The organism is Demequina muriae, assembly GCF_030418295.1.
Lineage (GTDB): Bacteria > Actinomycetota > Actinomycetes > Actinomycetales > Demequinaceae > Demequina > Demequina muriae.
The window spans coordinates 2,713,843-2,734,593 of the sequence record NZ_JAUHQA010000001.1 but is presented as its reverse complement, the minus strand read 5'-3'; the positions used below and the strand labels follow the sequence as shown (position 1 = coordinate 2,734,593).

Annotated in this window: 18 protein-coding genes; 9 read left to right on the top strand and 9 right to left on the bottom strand. The window is 69.5% G+C overall.

Translation table 11 applies throughout. The features are described 5' to 3' along the window. Nucleotides 1-40 precede the first annotated feature (40 nt). A complete protein-coding gene (gene der, locus QQX02_RS12875) occupies nucleotides 41-1,495 on the top strand; it encodes a ribosome biogenesis GTPase Der (RefSeq protein WP_301143760.1) in 1,455 nt (484 codons plus the stop codon). Between the two features lie 10 nt (nucleotides 1,496-1,505). On the opposite strand, the gene QQX02_RS12870 is transcribed toward der, so the two are convergent. Next, nucleotides 1,506-1,919: a DUF1801 domain-containing protein gene (locus tag QQX02_RS12870; RefSeq protein WP_301143567.1), complete on the bottom strand. Its 414-nt coding sequence runs from the start codon at nucleotides 1,917-1,919 to the stop codon at nucleotides 1,506-1,508. A gap of 110 nt (nucleotides 1,920-2,029) precedes the next feature. Here QQX02_RS12870 and QQX02_RS12865 point away from each other — a divergent pair, with 110 nt between their 5' ends. Beyond that, the gene (locus tag QQX02_RS12865; RefSeq protein ID WP_301143566.1) at nucleotides 2,030-3,277 is read left to right on the top strand and encodes a GGDEF domain-containing protein; all 1,248 of its coding nucleotides are present in this window, start codon (nucleotides 2,030-2,032) and stop codon (nucleotides 3,275-3,277) included. Here the strand turns inward: QQX02_RS12865 and QQX02_RS12860 are convergent. Continuing rightward, nucleotides 3,232-4,389 carry an FAD-dependent oxidoreductase gene (locus QQX02_RS12860; protein WP_301143565.1) on the bottom strand — a complete coding sequence of 386 codons (1,158 nt, stop codon included), beginning with the start codon at nucleotides 4,387-4,389 and terminating at the stop codon, nucleotides 3,232-3,234. The genes QQX02_RS12865 and QQX02_RS12860 overlap by 46 nt on opposite strands. Beyond that, complete coding sequence (gene pcp / locus QQX02_RS12855; RefSeq protein WP_301143563.1) at nucleotides 4,386-5,024, bottom strand: pyroglutamyl-peptidase I; 639 nt, start codon at nucleotides 5,022-5,024, stop codon at nucleotides 4,386-4,388. The genes QQX02_RS12860 and pcp overlap by 4 nt, the downstream gene beginning before the upstream one ends. A gap of 157 nt (nucleotides 5,025-5,181) precedes the next feature. On the opposite strand from pcp, the gene nrdD reads away from it, so the two are divergent. From nrdD to QQX02_RS12840, 3 genes are all read left to right on the top strand, one after another. Next, a complete protein-coding gene (gene nrdD, locus QQX02_RS12850) occupies nucleotides 5,182-7,434 on the top strand; it encodes an anaerobic ribonucleoside-triphosphate reductase (protein ID WP_301143562.1) in 2,253 nt (750 codons plus the stop codon). A 5-nt stretch (nucleotides 7,435-7,439) separates the two neighbouring features. Continuing rightward, a complete protein-coding gene (gene nrdG / locus QQX02_RS12845) occupies nucleotides 7,440-8,027 on the top strand; it encodes an anaerobic ribonucleoside-triphosphate reductase activating protein (RefSeq protein WP_301143561.1) in 588 nt (195 codons plus the stop codon). A gap of 157 nt (nucleotides 8,028-8,184) precedes the next feature. Further along, the gene (locus QQX02_RS12840) at nucleotides 8,185-9,243 is read left to right on the top strand and encodes a beta/alpha barrel domain-containing protein (protein WP_301143560.1); all 1,059 of its coding nucleotides are present in this window, start codon (nucleotides 8,185-8,187) and stop codon (nucleotides 9,241-9,243) included. A 29-nt stretch (nucleotides 9,244-9,272) separates the two neighbouring features. Here the strand turns inward: QQX02_RS12840 and QQX02_RS12835 are convergent, their stop codons facing one another. From QQX02_RS12835 to QQX02_RS12810, 6 genes are read right to left on the bottom strand one after another with little or no spacing between them, the layout of a single operon-like run. Then, nucleotides 9,273-10,358 (bottom strand): hypothetical protein, encoded by a 1,086-nt coding sequence (locus QQX02_RS12835; protein WP_301143559.1) that lies wholly within the window; start codon nucleotides 10,356-10,358, stop codon nucleotides 9,273-9,275. Between the two features lie 42 nt (nucleotides 10,359-10,400). Continuing rightward, nucleotides 10,401-12,119: an AMP-binding protein gene (locus tag QQX02_RS12830; protein WP_301143557.1), complete on the bottom strand. Its 1,719-nt coding sequence runs from the start codon at nucleotides 12,117-12,119 to the stop codon at nucleotides 10,401-10,403. 54 nt (nucleotides 12,120-12,173) lie between these two features. Next, nucleotides 12,174-12,695, bottom strand: coding sequence for an acyl-CoA thioesterase (locus QQX02_RS12825; protein ID WP_301143555.1), 522 nt, complete (start codon nucleotides 12,693-12,695; stop codon nucleotides 12,174-12,176). Beyond that, entirely contained in the window at nucleotides 12,692-13,567 is an 876-nt protein-coding gene (locus QQX02_RS12820) for a MaoC/PaaZ C-terminal domain-containing protein (RefSeq protein ID WP_301143553.1), read from the bottom strand. The genes QQX02_RS12825 and QQX02_RS12820 overlap by 4 nt, the downstream gene beginning before the upstream one ends. Continuing rightward, nucleotides 13,567-14,916 carry a 3-oxoacyl-ACP reductase gene (locus tag QQX02_RS12815; RefSeq protein ID WP_436968516.1) on the bottom strand — a complete coding sequence of 450 codons (1,350 nt, stop codon included), beginning with the start codon at nucleotides 14,914-14,916 and terminating at the stop codon, nucleotides 13,567-13,569. Before QQX02_RS12815 ends, QQX02_RS12820 begins: the two co-directional genes overlap by 1 nt. Continuing rightward, nucleotides 14,916-16,184, bottom strand: coding sequence for an acetyl-CoA C-acetyltransferase (locus QQX02_RS12810; protein ID WP_301143551.1), 1,269 nt, complete (start codon nucleotides 16,182-16,184; stop codon nucleotides 14,916-14,918). Before QQX02_RS12810 ends, QQX02_RS12815 begins: the two co-directional genes overlap by 1 nt. Nucleotides 16,185-16,259: 75 nt before the next feature. On the opposite strand from QQX02_RS12810, the gene QQX02_RS12805 reads away from it, so the two are divergent. From QQX02_RS12805 to QQX02_RS12790, 4 genes are all read left to right on the top strand, one after another. After that, entirely contained in the window at nucleotides 16,260-16,910 is a 651-nt protein-coding gene (locus QQX02_RS12805; protein WP_301143549.1) for a TetR/AcrR family transcriptional regulator, read from the top strand. Then, a complete protein-coding gene (locus QQX02_RS12800; RefSeq protein WP_301143548.1) occupies nucleotides 16,907-18,886 on the top strand; it encodes an acyl-CoA dehydrogenase family protein in 1,980 nt (659 codons plus the stop codon). Before QQX02_RS12805 ends, QQX02_RS12800 begins: the two co-directional genes overlap by 4 nt. Nucleotides 18,887-18,965: 79 nt before the next feature. After that, complete coding sequence (locus tag QQX02_RS12795) at nucleotides 18,966-19,424, top strand: hypothetical protein (protein WP_301143546.1); 459 nt, start codon at nucleotides 18,966-18,968, stop codon at nucleotides 19,422-19,424. A 64-nt stretch (nucleotides 19,425-19,488) separates the two neighbouring features. Continuing rightward, nucleotides 19,489-20,745, top strand: coding sequence for a DUF2254 domain-containing protein (locus QQX02_RS12790; protein WP_301143544.1), 1,257 nt, complete (start codon nucleotides 19,489-19,491; stop codon nucleotides 20,743-20,745). Nucleotides 20,746-20,751: the final 6 nt, after the last annotated feature.

Here is a 20,751-nt window from a genome sequence, read left to right as displayed (position 1 = left end):
CGAGCAGCAGTACCCCGGACTGGAGGACGTCCCGCCGCCGATGCCCGTGGCGTCCGACCCTGAGGAGAGCCTCGACGAGGTTCGCGAGGCGGCGCTGCGCGCCGGCCTCGACGACTACGAGCTGAGCCCCGAGGACCTGGCGGCGCTGGAAGGCGACGTCGAGCCGGTCACCGAGCGCGCGCTGCCGATCCTCGCCGTCATCGGCCGTCCGAATGTGGGCAAGTCGACTCTCGTCAACCGCATCCTCGGCAAGCGGCTCGCCGTGGTCGAGGACAAGCCGGGCGTCACCCGCGACCGCGTGCTCTATCCCGCTGAGTGGTCGGGCACGGACTTCATGCTGATGGACACCGGTGGCTGGGAGGCCAAGGTGACCGGCCTCGACCTCTCCGTGGCCCAGCAGGCCGAGGTCGCGGTCGAGATGGCCGATGCCGTGATGTTCGTCGTGGACTCCAAGGTTGGTCCCACCGCGTCCGACGAGAAGGTGGTGCGGCTGCTTCGCCGTTCTGGCAAGCCCGTGGTGCTCGCGGCCAACAAGGTCGACGGTCCGCAGGGCGAGCTCGAGGCGGCGTCGCTCTGGAGCCTCGGCTTGGGGGAGCCGTACCCGGTCAGCGCTCTGCACGGCCGTGGCACCGGCGACCTGCTCGACGCCGCCATCGCGGTGCTCCCCACGGAGATGCCGCAGGTGGAGGTCGACCCCGATGCCCCGCGCCGCATCGCTTTGGTGGGACGCCCGAACGTGGGCAAGAGCTCGCTGCTGAACCAGCTGGCCGGCGAGAACCGCGTCGTCGTGAACGAGGAGGCGGGCACCACCCGCGATCCGGTGGACGAGCGCGTCGAGATCGCAGGTCGTTCGTGGACCCTGGTCGATACCGCGGGCATCCGCCGCCGCGTCCACATGTCCAAGGGCGCAGACTTCTACGCGTCGCTGCGGACCGCCACGGCCATCGAGCGTGCCGAGGTGGTGCTCGTCCTGCTCGACGCCTCCGTGCCGCTCACCGATCAGGACTCCCGAGTCATCTCGCAGGTGCTGGACTCGGGCCGCGCGATCGTGCTGGTATTCAACAAGTGGGACCTGGTGGGCGAGGACGAGCGCTTCCTGCTCGAGCGCTCCATCGAGCAGGACCTGGTTCAGCTGACATGGGCGCCGCGGGTCAACCTGTCCGCGCTCACCTCCTGGCACACCAACCGCCTGGTGCCGGCGATCGACCTCGCACTCGGCAGCTGGGACCAGCGCATCTCGACGGGCAAGCTCAACTCCTTCCTCGGAGAGCTCGTGGCAGAGCACCCGCACCCGGTGCGTTCAGGCAAGCAGCCCAAGATCCTCTTCGCCACCCAGGCATCGAACCGCCCGCCACGGTTCGTCATCTTCGCGTCGGGCTTCCTCGAGCCCACGTACCGGCGGTTCATCGAAAGGCGCCTGCGCGAGAAGTTCGGGTTCGAAGGCTCGCCGATTCAGATCTCGGTGCGCGTGCGCGAGAAGCGCAAGCGTCGCTGACGCTCGCGTCTCACGACGCGTCGTCGGCGCTGCGGTAGGCCAGGTCGATGAGCTCGCGGAGCACGCCTTCGTTCACGGCGTCCAGCTGCTTGATGTACACGCATCCCGCGCCCGTGGAATGCGGTCCGAGTCGCTCCAGCACGTCGTCGGCCAAGGGATGGTCCTTGAGACCGTACAGCGACAGCTGGGTCTTGCGTGGCGAGTAGCCCACCCGCATCCAGTCGCCTTCTCGTCCGCTGGCGTAGGTGTAATGGCGTTGGCCGAAGCCGACGATGCTCGGCCCCCACATCGTGGGTGCCTCGCCCGTCACCTCCGCCATGAGCGCCAGCAGCCGGAAGCCATCCTCTCGTCGCCGTGCGGGCTCGACGCTCGCGAGGAACTCCTCGACGTCCTGGTCGGTGGGCTGTGTCGCGTTGTCGGCCATGCCGTCACGATACGGCGCGGCGGGCATCCCCGCAGGGTGGGATGTGTCACGGGGGTGCGGGGTTCCGATACTCCTGCGGGTAAGTTGGAATGATGCTTGACAATGAGACCATGCGAATCGCCTTGGGCGGAGTGTCGCTGACGGTTCTCGTGCTGTTCTACCTGGGCGTCTACCGGCCCACGCGGTCAAGCTTCTCCGGGTGGTGGAGCGTCTCGCTGCTGTGCGCAGGCTCCTCGACGACGCTGCTGCTGCTGAACGACAGCGCCCTGCAGGTGGTGGCGAACCCTGTCTCCACCGTCCTGTCCGTCGTCGGCGTCACATGCGTGTGGTTCGCGACGCGCTCGCTCCGCCGCAGGCGCCTGCCGTTGTGGGTCCTGGCGGTCAGTCCTGCGCTGATCCTCATCCCTTCGCTGCTCCAGAACCCTGGAGACAACATCTGGGCCGGCAACGGGGCGCTGTTCACCTACATGGGCGCGATGTTCGCCGCCGGTTCCCTCGAGGTGTGGCTCGCGTGGCACGCACGCCGATCGCGCACGGATTACGAGCCGAATGGCGAGGCCGTCGTCGCGCTGCTGGTGAGCGCCATCGCGTCGAGTGCGCTGGGGGCGTTCTACCTGCTCCGCAGCGTGCTGTACTTCGTGGTCGGTCCGGACAGCCCCACCTTCGAGACGATCGTCGGCACCGGCCCCACCACGGGAATGCTGCTGATCAGCCTCGTGGCCGTGACGTTCAGTGTGTCTGCGGTGGGATGGGACCAGCAGACGCAGGAGCTGCGCACGCGCGCGATGCAGGACGATCTCACGGGGCTGCTGGGACGCACAGAGTTCCGTCTGCAAGCCGAGCGCGCCTTCGATGATGCGAGGACGACCGGGGTTCTCGCGCTGTTGGTGATGGCAGATCTCGATCATTTCAAGGCCGTCAACGACGCCCATGGGCACGCGGCGGGAGACCGCGCGCTGCTGACGTTCGCCGCGACCGTGAAGGATTCCCTGGAGCCCGGTGAGCTTGCAGGCAGGCTGGGCGGCGAGGAGTTCGGCCTCGTGCTGCTGGACGTCGACTCCGCTGGCGCAGTGGCGCGGCTCGAGGCCATGAGCAGCGCCTTCGCCGCGCGATCCGACGCGCACGACTTCGATCTGCCCACGGTGAGCTACGGCATCGCCGGGCTGGCCGACGGCGACTCGGCCGCCGAGATCTTCGAACGCGCCGATATCGCGCTCTATCGTGCGAAGGCCGATGGCCGCGATCGCGCGGTCGCCTACACTCCCGAGTTCGGGCAGGACCCCGGATTCGGCATGCGGCGCCGGGCGACCGATCAGCCGCGGGTGATCGAGTCCGACGCCCCGACGCGGCGCGGCTGAGTGGGCGGCCACCGCCCGTCGCTCAGGTAGGCCTCCACGTCACGCGCGATGCGTCGCGCCCCTCGGTTCGCGCTGACCGTTGAGGCCTGGGGTCCGTAGCCCGCGAGGAACAGCCCGGGCACGCGCACGGCGTAGCCCCGGTCGACTTCGACGCCGCTGCGGGCGTCGACGCCGACTCCCGCGAACGGCGCGAGGTCTGCGCGGAAGCCCATCGCCCAGATGATCGCGTCGACCGTCGTGGTGCGCCCGTCCTGCTCGACGACGCCGTCGGTGACCAGGCGCACGAACATGGGCCGTCGCTCGAGCAGTCCTCGATCGCGGAGCCTGCGCATTCGCGGGGTGAGCGGGATTCCCGTCGTCGACACGATGCTCGGCAGTTCCGCTCCCGCACGCGCCGCCTCGTCCTGGAGCCGCACGGACTCTCGGCCCAGGTCCTCACCCAGCGTCGCGGCGGATTCGAGGAACCGCACCGGGCCGCGGGTGTACCACAGGGGTGTCGCGCCCGCATCGGCCACCTCGCGTACGAACCCGATCGCGGAGGTGCCGCCGCCCACCACGGCGACTCGGAGGCCCGCGAAGTCGGCGGCGGACCGGTAGTCGGCGGTCGTGACCTGCAGGCCGCGGAAGACCTCTGTGCCGGGGATCTCGGGCCGGCGGGGCGCGCCCCAGGTTCCGACGGCGCCCACCACCGCCGAGGCCGCCAGGGGCTTCCCGAGGTCGCGGGACTCGACGAGGAACCGGCCATCGTGCTGACGCGTCACTGCGTCGACATCGACCGGGCGGCGCACGGCGATCTCGAAGTGACGCTCATACCTGCGGTAGTACTCGGCGACGACGTCCCGCGCGGGACGATCACGCGGCGCCGTCGCGAAGCTGATCCCCACCTCGTCCATGCCGGGCAGGTCGTGGACCCGGTGGGCGTCCCCGAGCCGCAGCGCCTCCCAGCGATGCTGCCACGCGCCGCCGGTGGACGGGCCCCGGTCCAGCACTGTCACGTCCGTGCCTGTCACGAGCCCCCTCCGGCGCAGGTGGTACGCCACGGACAGCCCCGCCTGTCCCGCGCCGATCACCACGACCGGAGACGCCACAGGGGAGTCGGCCGCCGCGGTCAATGCACCGTCCCTTCGGAGACGACGACGTCGGTGGCGTGCGTCAGCGCCGTCTCGACGGCGATGCGCACCCCGGCCGTGATCGCCGTCTGCTCCATGGTGGGGCCGACGTCCGCTTGGCGCATCTCGGGGCTTGCCGGGACGTGGATGAAGCCCGACCGCGCACTCGCGTCTCGCAGCGCGTGCTGCAGCGTGAAGAAGACGTGATTGCACACGTAGGTGCCCGCGCTTGCGGAGAGCTCGGCGGCGATGCCCGCGTCCCGGATCGCCTGCACGATCGCCTTCACCGGCAGCGTCGAGAACAATCCATCCGGTGCACCCTCCACCACGGGAATGTCGACAGGGCGTGCGCCGCCGTTGTCGGCGATGCGCGCGTCGTCGACGTTGATCGCGATGCGCTCCGGGGTGATCGCGGTGCGGCCCTCGGCGACCCCCAAGGCGAGCACGACGTCCGGCCGGTGCGTGTCGAGCGCGCGGGTGATCGCGACGGTGGCGCCCTCGAACTCGACCGGCAGGCATACGGCCACCACCGTGGCGTCGCCGGCCCACTCCTCTGCCACGGTGCGCGCGGCCTCCCACGAGGGATTGCGATCCGCGGAGGCGAACGGTTCGAAGGCGGTGAGCAGCACGGTCGTCACCTCTCCAGCGTAGGCGCCGTACGAGGGTGACGGCGTCCCCCTGGCGCGCATGGGACCTTGGGCCTAGTTCGTCGCGAACACGAGATCTAGTGTATTCACACGGAACAGACCACTAGATGTTGTGGTGCAAGGGCGCAGACGGACCACGGAGGGCCATATGAGCATCATCGAGAACGACCACGGCACGACCGCTCGGGAGACCGCTGGTACGGCCACGCCCACCCTCGAGGTCGTCAAGCGCGACGGACGCACCCTGGCGTTCGATGACAGTCGCATCGGCATCGCGCTCACGAAGGCATTCGCGGCAGTCCACGGAGTCATCACCCCCGGCCACGAGCGCACCATCGATGTGCTGGTGACCCGCATCGTGGAGGAGCTTGCACGCAGGCACGAGTCCACCGTGATGATCTACGAGATCCAGGCTGTCGTCGAGCACGAGCTGCTCGACGCGGGCGAGCGCGCGGTGGCGCGCGCGTACATCGACTACCGTGTCGACCGCGATCTGGCGAGGTCCGAGTCGACGGACCTCAACCACTCGATCCACCGGCTGCTCGGCAAGGAGTCCTCGGTGGTGCACGAGAACGCCAACAAGGACGCCGACGTCTACAACACGCAGCGCGACCTCACGGCGGGGATGGTGGGCAAGGCCGTGGGATTGCGCATGCTGCCCCCTCACGTCGCGAATGCCCACCAGAAGGGCGATCTGCACTACCACGACCTCGATTACCACCCCTATTCGCCGATGACCAACTGCTGCCTCATCGACTTCACGACGATGCTCTCCGCCGGATTCCGCATCGGCAACGCTCAGGTGGACCCGCCCCGCTCGATCCAGACGGCGACTGCGCAGATCTCCCAGATCATCGCCAACGTGTCCTCGAGCCAGTACGGCGGGTGCACCGTCAACCGCATCGACGAGCTGCTCGCTCCCTATGCCGCCCTGAACCGTGCGAAGCACGAGGCAGACGCGGAGCGCTGGATCGTCGACCCGGAGGCGCGCGCCGAGTACGCGCAGGAGAAGACGCGCAAGGACATCTACGACGCGATGCAGAGCCTCGAGTACGAGATCAACACACTCTTCACGTCGAACGGCCAGACGCCCTTCACATCCGTCGGGTTCGGGCTCGGCACCAATTGGTACGAGCGCGAGATCCAGCGGGCGATCCTGCAGATCCGCATCCGCGGCCTCGGGCGCGAGCAGCGCACGGCGATCTTCCCCAAGCTGCTGTTCACGGTGAAGCGGGGACTGAACCTGGTCGAGGGCGACCGCAACTACGACATCAAGCAGCTGGCCGTCGAGTGTGCGACCAAGCGGATGTACCCGGACATGCTCAGCTACGACAAGATCGTCGAACTCACCGGATCGTTCAAGGCGCCGATGGGGTGCCGGTCGTTCCTGCAGGGCTGGACCGACGAGGACGGCAACGACAGCGTCGACGGCCGCATGAACCTCGGGGTCGTCACCCTCAACCTGCCGCGCATCGCGCTCGAAGCGGATCGCGACCAGGACAAGTTCTGGCGGCTGCTCGACGAGCGTCTGGAGACGGTCGGCGACGCGCTGATGTACCGCATCGCACGGTGCAAGGAGGCGGTGCCAGGCAACGCTCCGATCCTCTACGTCCATGGGGCGTTCGGGACCCGGCTCGGGCCGGATGACGAGGTGGACTCGCTCTTCCGCGACGGTCGCGCCACGGTCTCCCTGGGGTACATCGGGCTGTACGAGGTGGCGACGGCGTTCTACGGCGGGCAGTGGGAGTCGAACCCCCGGGCGAAGGCGCTGACCCTTGCTGTCCTGCGGCGGCTGGGCGAACGCGCTGCGGCGTGGAAGGCGGAGTCCGGGTACCACGTCAGCGTCTACTCGACGCCGTCCGAGAGCCTCACGGACCGGTTCTGCCGGCTCGACAAGGAACGGTTCGGATCGGTGCGCGACATCACCGACAAGGACTACTACACGAACTCCTTCCACTACGACGTGCGGAAGAACCCCACCCCGTTCCAGAAGCTCGACTTCGAGGCCGAGTACGCGCCGCTGACAGCCGGCGGGTTCATTCACTACTGCGAGTACCCCGTGCTCCAACAGAACCCGCGTGCGCTGGAGGCGGTGTGGGACTATGCCTACGACCGCATCGGCTACCTGGGCACGAACACCCCCATCGACCGCTGCTACGAGTGCGGCTACGCCGGCGACTTCGAGCCCACTGCGACGGGCTTCGAGTGCCCGGCCTGCGGCAACGACGATCCTCGTTCGTGCGACGTCGTCAAGCGCACCTGCGGCTACCTGGGCAATCCGCAGCAGCGCCCGATGGTGCACGGCAGGCACGAGGAGATCGCGGCGCGTGTCAAGCACCTGCCGGGGGACACCCGGGTCGCACCCGCGCTCGTCGACCGGATGACGGAACCGGAGCGCTGACCGGCGTGGCTACCGAGGCGCCGACGCACCGCACCCCGGTGCCGCGCACGTGGGTCGCCAGCAAGGTGAGCCACGACTACGTCGCGGACTACAAGGCGTTCCAGTTCGTGGACGGCGAGGGCGTGCGCTGCAGTCTCTATGTGGCCGGATGCCTGTTCAAGTGCGACGGGTGCTTCAACGAGGCGGCCTGGAGCTTCAGGCGCGGAGAGCCGTACTCGCGCGCCCTCGAGGATCGGATCCTCGCCGACCTCGCGCACCCCGCGGTGCAGGGCCTGTCATTGCTGGGGGGCGAGCCGTTCCTCAACACCACGGTGTGCCTCGCGGTGGTGCGGCGCATGCGCGCCGAGCTCCCGGCCAAGGACGTGTGGGCCTGGTCGGGGTACACGCTCGAGCAGATTCTTGACGACAGCACCGACAAGCGGGAGCTCCTCGGTCACGTCGACGTGCTCGTGGACGGTCCGTACGACCACGCCCGACGAGACCTGTCGCTTGCGTTCCGTGGCTCCACGAACCAGCGCGTCCTCGATGCGCGGGCCTCGGTGGCGGCAGGGCGGGCCATCCCGTGGGTGGGCGCGGACACCACAGCCGGATGAACCGAGCCAGGAAGGCAGTGCGCCTGCGTGCGGAAAGCAGCGCTGCTCAGTTGGTCCGAGCCGCGTGTCCGGAGAGTCCCGGCAGCCGATGCGCGCGCTCGCGGCCCGGGCCAGAGGTCACGGGGGAGCGGCAAGGAGCGGGTCTAGCGTCGCTGGCATGGACTGGTGGTTCGATCCCCGGCGGACGTACGACGACAATGTGAGGAACGGCCCGTTCGGGCCGTTCGACGGACACCCCCCCGAGCGGGATGCCCCCACCACACCAGCCGAGAGGTTCCTGGGGCACACCGTGCGCCGTCCGTTCGGCATCGCTGCCGGGCCGCTCCCGACCGCGCGGCACTGCGCCGCCGCCTTCAGCCATGGCTTCGACGTGAACGTCTACAAGACCGTCCGCTCGCGCGCGATGCCGGCTCATCCCTTCCCCAACACTCTCGCGGTACGGGTCGACGGCGACCTGTGCGCAGAGCCGGGCGTGACACTCCTGGTCGACGGCGACCTCGACACCGCGCACAGCATCTCCAACTCGTATGGCGTCCCGTCGCCCGACCCCGATCAGTGGCAGCCCGACATGGCTGCCGCGGCCGCCTCAGCGGCCAACGGGCAGGTGCTGGTGGGCTCGTGCCAGGGCACGCGCGATGGTGACGACACCGCTCTCATCGCGGACTACGCGCGCACCGCGCAGCTGGTCGCGGAGACCGGAGCCGGTGCCGTGGAGCTCAACCTCAGCTGCCCCAACGAGGGCACCGGAGCCTTGCTGTGCTTCGACACTCCGCTGGTCGCACGGGTGGCGCGCGCCGCCAAGGAGCGGATCGGCGACGTGCCGCTGGTGCTCAAGATCGCCTACTTCCGCGACGACGATGCGCTGGCGAGCCTGGTCCGTGCGGTGGCGCCGGTCGCGGACGGGATCGCCGCCGTCAACACGTTGCCGGCGCTGCTCGTGGACGCGGCCGGGCGGCAGGCACTGCCCGGACCCGGGCGCGAGACTGCGGGCGTCTGCGGCGCCTCGATACGGTGGGCGGGGCTCGACATGGTGCGTCGGCTCGCTCGCCACCGCGAAGCCAGCGACGAGGCCTACACGATCCTCGGGGTGGGCGGAGTGCTGACCGCTGACGACTACGAGACCTACCGCCACGCGGGCGCCGATGCGGTCATGACCGCCACGGGCGCGATGCGCGACGCTTCACTGGGCCGAGCGGTGAGTGCGCTGGCACGGTAGCGAGAAGGCTCGCCGGCCGGAGGTGCGGCTCAGGCCCGACACCACTCACCGCCGTCGGGCCACATCCATGCGACCTCCGGCGACGCCGGAATGGTGACATCGCGCAGCCACACGGTCGCGTCCGGGTTCCACCCGGCGATCACGCTCGCGCGGCCATCGTCCACCCGAATGGCGACACGGGAGGCTTCCAGATAGGCGGCGGCGGTGAGGTGAACGGCGTCGTGCTCCGTCGACACCCCTTCCCAGTCGGGGATCACCCAGTCTCCTGCACGCCCCGTGCAGCTGAACCAGTCGTGCCGCCTCGACGCCGTCACGTCAATCGAGTGGCGCCGGCATAGCGCCGCCCAGTCCTCCGCGCATGCAATCTCGAGCACGTCGGCGCCTTGTGGGACCGTGACGCGCAGGGTCACCGCCCGATCCTCGCCGAACGAGTCCTCCACCAGGTGCAGGCCCGCCGGCCCGGCATCGCGAAGGCTCCGCGTCGTGGTGACGAGTGCCAGCGGCGGTACCGACCACCACGTCCCGCTCCACGCAGCGCTCGGGTCCGCGGGGCGCTCCCACAGCGCCGTCGATTCCTCTTCACGCACCGCCGTGCTCCACTCGCCGAGCAGCTGTGCCGCGGGCATCGACGCCTCCCACGAGCCGGGCACGCCATGCTCACGCTCCGTCGTGGGCCACCGCACCCGGTGCTGGTCGCTGCCACTCAGGGGAGCATCGAGCCACGCGGCAGCGGGGGAGACCGCGACGACCCGCGCCATCCCCGCCAGCACGTCGTCGAGCTCCGGCTGGGAGGCGAGCACCTCCTCGCCGCCAGGGGGCTGCCAGTACCTCGCGTCATCGACCGTCTCGCGCAGCGCGCGAAGCAGTGCGGCGCCGTCCGGTGACGCAGGCTCGACCCCGGCGAGCGCGTCGGCCGCCTGTGAGGCTGTCACCTTCGGAGGTTCCCAGTCCGTGGTTCCCTCTGCAGCCCACCCGAAGGAGGCTGCGCTGTCGGAGAGGCCGCGCGAGGCGAAGAAGGCCGCCTCACGGGCGCGCTCGTCCCCGGACGTGAGCAGTTCGAGCAGAAGGCGACGCCCTCGCGGGCCGCGCGTCAGGCGGTCTGCGAGGGCGTCCATGCCTCGATGCTAGGGGGCGATCGTCGGCAGCGAGTGCGTGCGCTACTTCGCCTTCGCGGCCTCGATCTCGCGGAGCCCGCGGCGCAGGACCTTGCCCACGTTGGTCTTGGGGAGCTCGTCGAGGAACTCGATCTCGCGGGGGCGCTTGTAGCCGGTGAGCTCCTCCTTGAGGAAGGCCATCAGCTCGGCCTCGGTGAGCGAGTCATCGCGACGGACGACGAACAGCTTGGGCACCTCGCCCGCGTGCTCGTCCTCGATCGGGATCGCGCCGGCCTCGAGCACCTTCGGGTGCAGCATCGCCGCATCCTCGAGGTCTCCCGGGTACACGTTGAAGCCGGACACCAGGATGATCTCCTTCTTGCGGTCGACGATGCGCAGGTAGCCGTCCTCGTCCATGGTGGCGATGTCGCCCGTGAGGAGCCAGCCGTCGTCCGTGAGGACCTCGGCAGACGCCTCGGGCTGGCGCCAGTAGCCCTGCATGACCTGCGGCCCCTTGACGGCGAGCTCGCCGGGTTCCCCGAGCGGAGCGTCAGTGCCGTCCTCCGCCAGGATGCGGACATCCGTCGACGGCAGGGGCACGCCGATGGTGCCCACGCGGGGCGGCAAGTGGGTGGGGTTCACGCTGACGACAGGAGAAGCCTCGGTGAGCCCGTAGCCCTCGATGATCTCCGAGTCGGTGAGCTCGCGCCAGCGCTTGCCCACGGCGCTGCGCAGCGCCATGCCGCCCGCCACGGAGACCTTGACGTTGGACAGGTCGAGCTTCGAGAACTCGGGCCGTTCCATCAGCGCGCCGGCGAGCGTGCTCACGAGCACCAGGCAATCGGGCTTCTCCGCGTCGAGCGTCTTGATGAACGCGGCCGTGTCGCGAGGGTTCGTGATGAGCACGTTGTGCCCGCCGAACCGGAAGAACCCGATGCAGTTCACCGTGAGCGCGAACACGTGATAGAGCGGCAGCGCGGCGATGACGGAGGTGTTGCCCTCCTCGAGCACCACCCGGATCTGGCCGATGAACTGCTCCTGGTTGTTGAGCAGATTCCAGTGGGTGAGCACCGCGGCCTTGGTGCCTCCGGTCGTTCCACCGGTGTACTGCAGGAAGGCCACGTCGGAGTGCTCGACGCCCGGGTCGGTGAACTCGACGGGGTCCCCGGTCAACAGTGCGCGGAAGTCGATCGCCGTCGGAAGCGAGTACTCGGGCACCATCTTCTTGACGCGCTTGGCGACGAGGTTCACGATGGCGCGCTTGGGCTGGTGGAGCATGTCGCCGGCCTGCGTGACGATCACGTGCTCGATGGTGCTGCCAGGCAGCACCTTCTCCACCTTGTCCGCGAAGTTGGCGAGCACGATGATGGCACGCGGCTCCGCGTCCTTGACGACAGCGGCGAGCTCGTGGGCCGTGTACAGCGGGTTCGCGTTGACCACGACGAGCCCCGCGCGCAGGGCACCGTACAGCGCCACTGGATACTGCATGAGATTCGGCATCTGCAGCACGATGCGGTCGCCCTTGCGGAGCCCGAGCTCGTTCTGCAGGTACGAGGCGATGCGGGTCGCGATCTCGTCGACCTCGGTGAAGCTGAGCGTGCCCCCCAGGTTCGAGAAGGCAGTGCGATCGCCATAGCGCTGGGCGGTGTGAGCCGCCATCTCGCCGAGCGACCGCTCGACGGGCGGGTCGATGGTGCGCGACACGCTGTCGGGGTAGAACGCGAACCAGGGGCGGTCGGCGTCGCCGACCGGGTCGTGGCTGGGGAGGGTGGTGTCGTTCATCATTCATCTCCATTGATGGTGATGGGTCGGGGGACCGCGGGGATGGGGGACAGCTCAGGCGACCTTCGCCGCCGAATGCGTTGTCCAGGAGCGTACCCAATCGGGCACGCCCAGATGGTCAGGGAAGCCGCCGAGTTCCGCCTCGAGATCGGCGGCGGGCACGCGACCCCGACCGCGCTCGACGAAGCAGGCTCGGATGAGCGCGCGGGCGTGCTCGACGTCACCGCGCCTGAAAGTCTGCTCGAGGTACACCCAGCGCTCGTCGACACCCGCCACGCGCGTGTGGACGTCGAAGGACTGGCCGATCGTCAAGTCCTTCCAATACGTGATGGTCTGTCCTGCGACGACTGGGAACCAGCCGCGCACTCGGCATCGGCGCCAGAAGCCGGATTGGACCATCAGGTCCAGGCGACCGAGGTCGAGCAGCGTCAGGTAGCGGCCGTTGTTCATGTGGCCCACGGTGTCGAGGTCGGTGAGCGCCACCCGAAACCTGGTCACGACGGTGTCCCAGAGGCCGATGCGCTCTCCACGGTGCGCGGCGAGGCGCACGCGGAGCAGACGCAGCCACAGGTTCACGGCGCGCCGTCCGTCACCGACATCAGCAGGAACGGCTTGGCGCCGTCGCGCGACGTCACCGCGAGGTCCTGCCCGTGTGCGGTGGCGGTCGAGGTGAAACCGACGGTGCCGGGAAGCAGGATGGGCTTCACGAAGTCGACATGAGCCGTGTACGAGACCGGAAGCCGACCTTCGAGAGCGGCCAGGGCCCGAGCATGGGTCCACATGCCGTGGATGATGGGCCGGGGGAAGCCGAATGCCTTCGCCGCGAGACGGTTCGTGTGGATGGGGTTCGGATCCTTCGACACGCGTCGGTAGTGACGGCCCAAGTCGGCCGGGAGCCGCCAGAGTCCCTGAGGCGTGCGGGCCTCGAACGGCGTCCGATCGCGCTCCACGGGGTCGCCGGGGACGCTGACGCTGCTCGACAGGTACGTGCTCACGCCGTCCCAGACCAGCTCCCCGTCCACGTGGGCCTGTCCTACGAGGTCCACGAGCGCGCCGCGCCGGTGCGGACGGAGGTTCTCGAGATGCACGGTGAGGTCCAGCACCTCATCGGAGCCGACGGTCCGGTGCATCGTCATGTCGTTCGACACGTGCACCGCGCCCACCAGTCGCACCGACGATTCGGCGTCGCTCAACAGGTGCACGTGCAGCGGGAAGGTGAGCACGTGAATCCACGTCGCGGGCACCGAGTCACGCAGGGTGAAGCCGCAGACCCTGGAGTAGTCGGCCAACCGGGCGAGGTCCTGCCGATGCCCGTGAATCGTCACCGCGCGCGCCGGGATGCGCGCGGTGTCGCCGCGGCGGGGGATCAGCGCACGGGTGAACGCGCCCCCCATTCCGGGCGGCTCAGTGAGGTGCTCGGCCGTGCGTGCCAGATCCGTATCGGCCATCACGCCCCCACCAGGTTCTGGCCGCAGACGCGCACCACCTGTCCGGTCACGCCCTGCGAGCGGGGGTCGAGCAGGTAGCCGATCGCCTCGGCGACGTCCTCAGGCTGCCCCCCTTGGCTGAGGGAGTTGCTGCGCCGGAACACTTCGCGCTGCACGAACGGGATGCGCGCCGTCATGTCCGTCTCGATGAAGCCGGGTGCCACGGCGTTGGCCGTGATCGATCGCGAGGCGAGGTCTGGCGCCATCGCAGCGACCAGTCCGGCCACCCCTGCCTTGGAGGCGGCGTAGTTGGTCTGCCCCTTGTTGCCGGCGAGCCCTGACGTGGACGCGATGCCGACGATGCGGCCGCCGTCCGCGATGCCGCCCGGCGTGCCGGGGTCGAGCAGCACCTCGTTCATGCGGATCTGTGCCGCGAGGTTCACGTCCAGCACCGAACCCCACCGGCTCGCATCGGTGTTCACCAGCATCTTGTCGCGGGTGATGCCGGCGTTGTGAACGATCCCGTAGATGCTCTCGCCACGGGCGGCGACGTGCGCCGCGATGGTCGCGCCTGCATCGGCCGCCGTGATGTCCAGCTGCAGCGCGGTGCCACCCACCTCATTGGCGACGGCCGCGAGCGACTCGCCTGCGGGCGGGATGTCGACGGCGACGATGATCGCGCCGTCGCGGGCGAGCGTACGAGCGATGGCGGCCCCGATGCCGCGGGCGGCGCCGGTCACCACGATCACGCGGCCGTCGAGTGGGCGGTCCTCCATGGCCTGCGGACGCTGGGCCGCCGCGCTGACACGCCACGCCTGGCCGTCGACGAATGCCGACCGGCCCTGCAGCACGAAGCCGAGCGTCGAGACCAGGTCGCCCGCTGTCGCATCGGCGTCGACGTACACGAGCGTTGCTGTCGCGCCCTTGCGCAGCTCCTTGCCCACGGTGCGATTGATGCCATCGAGAGCGCGGGTGACGGCCTTGGCCTCCCATCCGTCCTGCTCCGCGCGGGCGAGGATGACGATGCGTCCGGAGGGCTCGATGGCACGGACGGCGGGCCGCAGCACGGCCCGGAGGTCCTCCAGCGCCGCGACAGTGGTCAGCTCGGTGGCGTCGACGACGAGCGCGCCGATCCGTGAGCCGTACCCCGCGGGGGTGTCGGGCTGGTCGTCGACGACGGGCGCCTCGGTGGCGCGGCCCAGGAGGCTGAGCGCATCGGCCGCGATGGTGCCGCCGCCCAGGGTGGCGAGCACGAGCGCGCCCTGCGGCCAGGTGCGGCCACGACGCAGGCGCGGGGGCTCCTTGAGGCCGGCCTTCGCGGACAGCGCCTTGCCGGCAGGGGAGTAGAAAGCTTTCTCGATCACGCCCATCACACGGCCTCCAGAATCGCGACGACGCCTTGACCACCGGCGGCACACATCGAGATCAGTCCCTTGGAGCCCGGTCCCCGCTGGTGCAGCAGCTTGGCGAGCGTGGGGACGATGCGCGCACCGGTGGCGGCGAATGGGTGGCCCGCCGCGAGGGACGAGCCGGTGACGTTCAGAATGGAGCGGTCGATGGTGCCGAGCGCTCCGTCGAGACCAAGGGAGCGGCAGTACTCCTCGGACTTCCAGGCCTCGAGAGTGGTGAGCACCGTCGACGCGAAGGCCTCGTGAATCTCGATGAGTGCGAAATCGTCGAGCGTGAGGCCGCGGCGTGACAGCATGCGTCCGGCCGCGGCGACGGGGCCGAGCAGGAGGTCGTCTCCGCCCGGGTGGTCCACGGCGGCGACCTCGGCGTCCACGACCTTCGCGAGCACAGGCAGGTGGTGCTCACGCGCCCAGTCCTCGTTCGCCAGCAGTGCCGTCGCGGCGCCGTCGGAGAGAGCGGTGGAGTTGCCTGCGGTCATGGTGCCGCCCGGCCCGCCGAACACCGGCCGGAGCTTCGCGAGCTTGTCCACCGACGTGTCGGCGCGGAGGATGGCGTCGCGCGCCAGCCCCAAGTACGGAGTGACGAGGTCGTCGAAGAACCCGTCCTCCCATGCGGCGGCGAGCTTGTGATGCGAGGCCGCGGCGATCTCGTCCTGGTCCTCGCGCGAGATGCCCCATCGCTCCGCGGTGAGGGCCTGATGCTCTCCCATCGACAGTCCCGTGCGCGGCTCCGTGACGCTGGGGGCCTGCGGCTTGAGGTGGGCCGGGCGGATCCGGGACAGCGCCTTGAGGCGCTGCGGAGCCGTCTTGGCCGCATTCGCGGCGAGGAGCGCGCGGCGCAAAGGATCGGAGACGGTGATGGGCGCGTCGGAGGTCGAGTCGGTGCCTCCGGAGATGCCGGAGTCGATCTGACCCAGCGCGATCTTGTTCGCGATGTAGATGGTCGCCTCGAGGCCGGTGCCGCACGCCTGCTGCAGGTCGCACGCGGGAGTGGACGGATCGAGAGCAGAGCTCAGCACCGCCTCGCGGGTGAGGTTGAAGTCCTTGGGGTGCTTGAGCACGGCACCTGCGGCGACTTCGCCGATGCGGGCTCCCGAGAGTCCGTAGCGCGCGACGAGTCCGTCGAGCGCTGCGGTGAGAAGATCATGGTTCGAGGCTTGGGCGAGTGGTCCGCCCGCCTTCGCGAAAGGCGTCCGATTGCCTCCGACGACCACGGCGTTGTGGGTCATGCGTCCTCCATCGTTGAGAGAAACTAGCCGATACCGACAGTAGCAGATACTCGCGGTATCGGGTACGGTGGCGCTATGGCCATCGACGGCAGGGACTCCCGCTGGGACGAACATCGCGCAACGCGGCGCAAGGAGCTCGTCTCCCACGCGCTGCGCGCCATTCGCATCCACGGCGCAACGGTGGGGATGGACGCGATCGCCCATCGCGCCGGCACCTCCAAGACCGTGATCTACCGGCACTTCGGTGACCGTGCGGGCCTGTACGACGCCGTGGTGGAGCAGGTCCACGACTACATCCACGCGGGGCTGTCGACCGCGTTCCGGCTCTCCGACCCCACCGACCTCGGCCGCCTGACGGCAGACCTGGCGGACGCGTACCTGGAGCTGGTCGAGCGGGACCCCGAGATCTATCGGTTCGTGATGACGCCGCCGGCCCCGGCGGCCGGCGCGGTGGTGGATCCGGTGCGCGGGCTTCCCGGCCTGATCGGCGAGCAGATCTCGGACTCCATCGCGCAGAACCTCGCGGCCCGAGGCCTCGACGTGTCCGGCGCGGCAACGTGGGGCCACGGGCTCGTGGGCTTCATCAGGGCGGTCGCCGACCACTGGATGGCGACCGACCCGCGACCGCCACGCGAGCACATCGTCCAGCACATCTCTGACTTCTTCGCCCCTGCACGGGTCGGCGCGTCTGCGCCGACCGCCACCCCTATGGAGGACCGACAATGACGTTGACCCACCCCGAGCGCTCCACCACCGCATCGGCGCCCACGACGACGGACGGACCAGGGACTGAGCGCCTCACGACCCTGGGTGCGCAGCTGCGCACGGCGCTGGACGGGGACTTCGCGGAGGACCGCGCCAGGATGCGCGCGACCTTCCCCGCCGAGGACCTGCTGCGCGATCCCGAGCTCGACGTCGAGGCGTCGCGAGAGTGGACGCTGAACCGACTCCTGTCGCTCAATGGCCAGGGCTTCGGAAGCGCGGGCGTCCCCACGACCGCGAACGCCGGCTCCGACCCCCGCGGGGCGGTGCTGACGTTCGAGATGCTGTCCCATGGTGACCTGTCGGTGACCATCAAGTCGGGGGTGCAGTTCGGCCTCTTCGGCGGCGCGGTCACCAATCTCGGCACCGAGTGGCACCACGAGACGTTCCTCCCTGACATCACGTCCATGAAGCTGCTGGGCGGCTTCGCGATGACGGAGCTGGGGCACGGCAGCGACGTGGCGAGCCTCGAGACCACGATCACCTACCTGCCGGACTCGGAGGAGTTCGAGGTGCACTCGCCCACCCCTGGCGCGACCAAGGCATACATCGGCAACGCCGCCAAGGACGGCACCATGGCGGCCGTCTTCGGCCAACTGGTGGTGGGTGGCAGATCCCACGGCGTGCACGTGGTGCTCGTTCCGCTGCGGGACGACGACGGGAACGACCTGCCCGGCATCAACACCGGGGATCACGGGCACAAGGGTGGCCTGCTGGGAGTCGACAACGGCACCATCAGGTTCGACCACGTGCGCGTCCCGCGGCGCATGCTCCTCAACCGCTACGGCGGCGTCGACGAGTCCGGCACCTACGTGTCGCCCATCGACAACCAGAACCGCCGCTTCTTCACCATGCTGGGCACGCTCGTGCGCGGCCGCGTCTGCGTGGGAGGCGGGGGTGGCATCGCTGCCCGGCGCGGCCTCTCGATCGCGACGCGTCACGCCCTGCGCCGTCGCCAGTTCCCGGCGGCCGGCCGTCCCGACGGCGTGCTGCTGCTGGACTACCTGGTGCACCAGAAGCGGCTGCTGCCGCGAATCGCCCGCTCGTACGCGCTGGGCTTCGCCCAGAACCTGCTCATCGAGGCGCTGGTGCACGTCCAAGGAGGAGACGAGTCCACCGAGGAGGACCAGCGCAGCCTGGAGACGCACGCCGCAGGCCTGAAGGCCGTCCAGACGTGGTTCGCGAACGAGAGCATTCAGGAGGCGCGTGAGGCGTGCGGCGGGGCTGGCTACATGAGTGAGAACCAGCTGGTCGAGATGCGCCGCGACGTCGACATCTTCGCGACCTTCGAGGGCGACAACACGGTGCTGATGCAGCTCGTCACCAAGTCGCTGCTCACCGACTACCGCAAGGAGTGGGGCGAGCTGGACCGCACCGGCGTGGTGCAGGCGACCGCGCGGGTAGCGGGGGAGTCGGTGCTCGAGGCCACGTCAGCCGGCATCATGCTGGGCCGCCTCGCGGACGCGGTGCGACGCAGGCCGGAGGAGACGACGCTGGTCGACCGTCGCTGGCACGCGCTGATGTTCGAGCAGCGCACCCGCCACTCGCTGGAGTCGCTCGCGATGCGCATGCGCGCGGCAGCGAAGAGCAAGGGCGATGAGTTCGAGTCATTCAACGCCCTGGGCGACCACGTGCAGTTCGTCGCCCGCGCCTACATGGAGGAGTGGATCCTCTCGGCCTTCGTCGACGCCCTCGAGACGGTCGAGCCAGGCGAGAGCCGGGACGTGCTCGAACGGGTGTGCAGTCTGTACGCGCTGCAGTCGATCCACGACACTCGCGCATGGTTCATGGAGCACAACCGCATCAGCTCGGGCCGGTCCAAGGCGATCGGCGCGCAGATCAACGAGCTGTGCCGTGAACTGCGACCGCACGCCCTGCCGCTGGTCGAGGGCATGGGCATTCCCGAAGGGTGGCTCGGGGCCGCGCTGCTCGACGACTGAACCGCAGGGACTCTGCTGGCGGGCGCATCGGCTAGCCTGACCAGGCCCTCGTCCCCAGGAGAAGCCAGGAGTCCACGCCGTGATCGACAACCTCCAGGAGTTCGCGGCCTCGTTTCCCGAGTGGGCGCAGTGGTTCGCCATCGCGCTCGTGTCCGCAATCCCGTTCGTCGAGTCCTACTTCGGCTCGGTGATCGGCGTGGCCATCGGCCTCCACCCTGCGGTGGCGATCGGTGCCGCCGTGGTCGGCAACGTCGTGTCGATGGTGGCGTTCGTCTACGGGGCGCACGTGGTGCGACGCCGCAGGGTGGGCGACGAGGATCCGAGCACGCGCCGCGTCAGGCTCAAGGCCATGTTCGACAAGTACGGAGTGCCAGGAGTGTCGCTGCTCAGCCAGACGATGCTTCCCAGCCAGATCACCGCGGGCGCCATGGTGGGCTTCGGTGCGTCCCGCACTGCAGTGACCAGGTGGCAAGTGCTCTCGATCATTCTCTGGGGAGCCGCCTTCGGACTCATCGCCGCGGGGCTCATCAGCGTGTAGTGCGCGCCGATGCGGGCGCGGGTCGTTCGCACACGGCACTATCGACGTGACGAGGGGAGTCGGAATGGCAGGCATCGAATGGCGCACGTTCGTGGCGCGTCTGGCTCAGCGCATCTGGTTCAGGCTCGCGCTGTTCACCGTGCTCGCGCTGGCGGTCTCGCTCCTGGGGCGGTTCGCCGGCCCGGCGCTGCCGGACGCGTGGGCGCTCGACTTCGGTCAGGACTCGGTCGCGACCATCCTGCAGATTCTCGCGTCGTCGATGCTCGCCGTCACGACCTTCTCGCTCACGGTCATGATCTCCGCCTACTCCGGGGCGGCCGCACAGACCACCCCCCGAGCGACGCAGCTGCTGCTCGCGGACAACACGTCACAGAATGCGCTCTCGAGCTTCCTGGGTTCGTTCGTGTACGCGATCGTGGGCATCGTCGCGCTGTCGACGAGCTACTACGGCGAGAGGGGGCGCACGCTGCTGTTCCTCGGCACGCTCGTCGTGATCGCGATCGTCGTGGCGACGCTGGTGCGATGGATCCACCACCTCACGACCTTCGGCCGCATGGCCGATGTGCTGGATCGCGTGGAGCAGGCCGCACACGACACGGTGTGTGCGTATGCCGAGGCGCCCACGCTGGGGGGTGCGCCCGCCACGGACGTGCCGGCGAGCGCGCGCGCCATCCGGGCGGGGTCGCCTGGCTGCGTCACCGGCATCGCCGTCACGGCGCTGGCCGAGGCAGCCGAGCAAGCACGCCTGACGGTGCATGTGGCCGCTCTGCCGGGGGTCACGGTGGGCCTCGGGACCCCCCTGGCCTACGTCGAGGGCTTCGCCGACGACGACACGGCCGATGCGTTGCGGGAGGCGTTCCGCGTCGAGAAGCATCGGACGTTCGAGCAGGATCCGCGCCTGGGCCTCGTCGCGCTGTCAGAGATCGGGAGTCGGGCCTTGTCGCCGTCGACGAACGACCCGGGCACCGCGATCGAGGCGCTGAATGCGATTCAGCGCGTGCTGACCGACCTGCTCACGACGTCGGCTGATCCCGAGATCTCGCATCCGAACCTTCGGGTGCCCACCGTCAGCCTGGAGGACCTCATCGAAGACGCGCTGCGGCCGCTCGCCCGCGACGGCGCGGGGATCGTCGAGGTGGGACTGCGCGTCCAGCGCGTGCTGGGCGACCTGATCACCATCGCGGAGCCTGGGGATGCCGCGACGTTCATGGCGGCGTCGGGGCGCGCTGAGCAGCGCGCCGTCGGCGGCCTGCCCGACGAGGGAGACCGCGAACTGATCACGGGTGCGGCGGCCACGGCCCGCGCCCGCAACGAACGCTAAGGACAC

Bases quoted from the DNA above. Each gene is read 5' to 3' on its own strand.
- QQX02_RS12870 (WP_301143567.1), bottom strand. From the start codon at position 1,919: ATGGCCGACAACGCGACACAGCCCACCGACCAGGACGTCGAGGAGTTC.
- QQX02_RS12805 (WP_301143549.1), top strand. From the start codon at position 16,260: ATGGCCATCGACGGCAGGGACTCCCGCTGGGACGAACATCGCGCAACG.
- nrdD (WP_301143562.1), top strand. From the start codon at position 5,182: ATGAGCATCATCGAGAACGACCACGGCACGACCGCTCGGGAGACCGCT.
- QQX02_RS12840 (WP_301143560.1), top strand. From the start codon at position 8,185: ATGGACTGGTGGTTCGATCCCCGGCGGACGTACGACGACAATGTGAGG.
- QQX02_RS12810 (WP_301143551.1), bottom strand. From the start codon at position 16,184: ATGACCCACAACGCCGTGGTCGTCGGAGGCAATCGGACGCCTTTCGCG.
- QQX02_RS12835 (WP_301143559.1), bottom strand. From the start codon at position 10,358: ATGGACGCCCTCGCAGACCGCCTGACGCGCGGCCCGCGAGGGCGTCGC.
- QQX02_RS12830 (WP_301143557.1), bottom strand. From the start codon at position 12,119: ATGAACGACACCACCCTCCCCAGCCACGACCCGGTCGGCGACGCCGAC.
- der (WP_301143760.1), top strand. From the start codon at position 41: ATGCCCGTGGCGTCCGACCCTGAGGAGAGCCTCGACGAGGTTCGCGAG.
- QQX02_RS12820 (WP_301143553.1), bottom strand. From the start codon at position 13,567: ATGGCCGATACGGATCTGGCACGCACGGCCGAGCACCTCACTGAGCCG.
- QQX02_RS12790 (WP_301143544.1), top strand. From the start codon at position 19,489: ATGGCAGGCATCGAATGGCGCACGTTCGTGGCGCGTCTGGCTCAGCGC.
- QQX02_RS12815 (WP_436968516.1), bottom strand. From the start codon at position 14,916: ATGGGCGTGATCGAGAAAGCTTTCTACTCCCCTGCCGGCAAGGCGCTG.
- QQX02_RS12800 (WP_301143548.1), top strand. From the start codon at position 16,907: ATGACGTTGACCCACCCCGAGCGCTCCACCACCGCATCGGCGCCCACG.
- QQX02_RS12865 (WP_301143566.1), top strand. From the start codon at position 2,030: ATGCGAATCGCCTTGGGCGGAGTGTCGCTGACGGTTCTCGTGCTGTTC.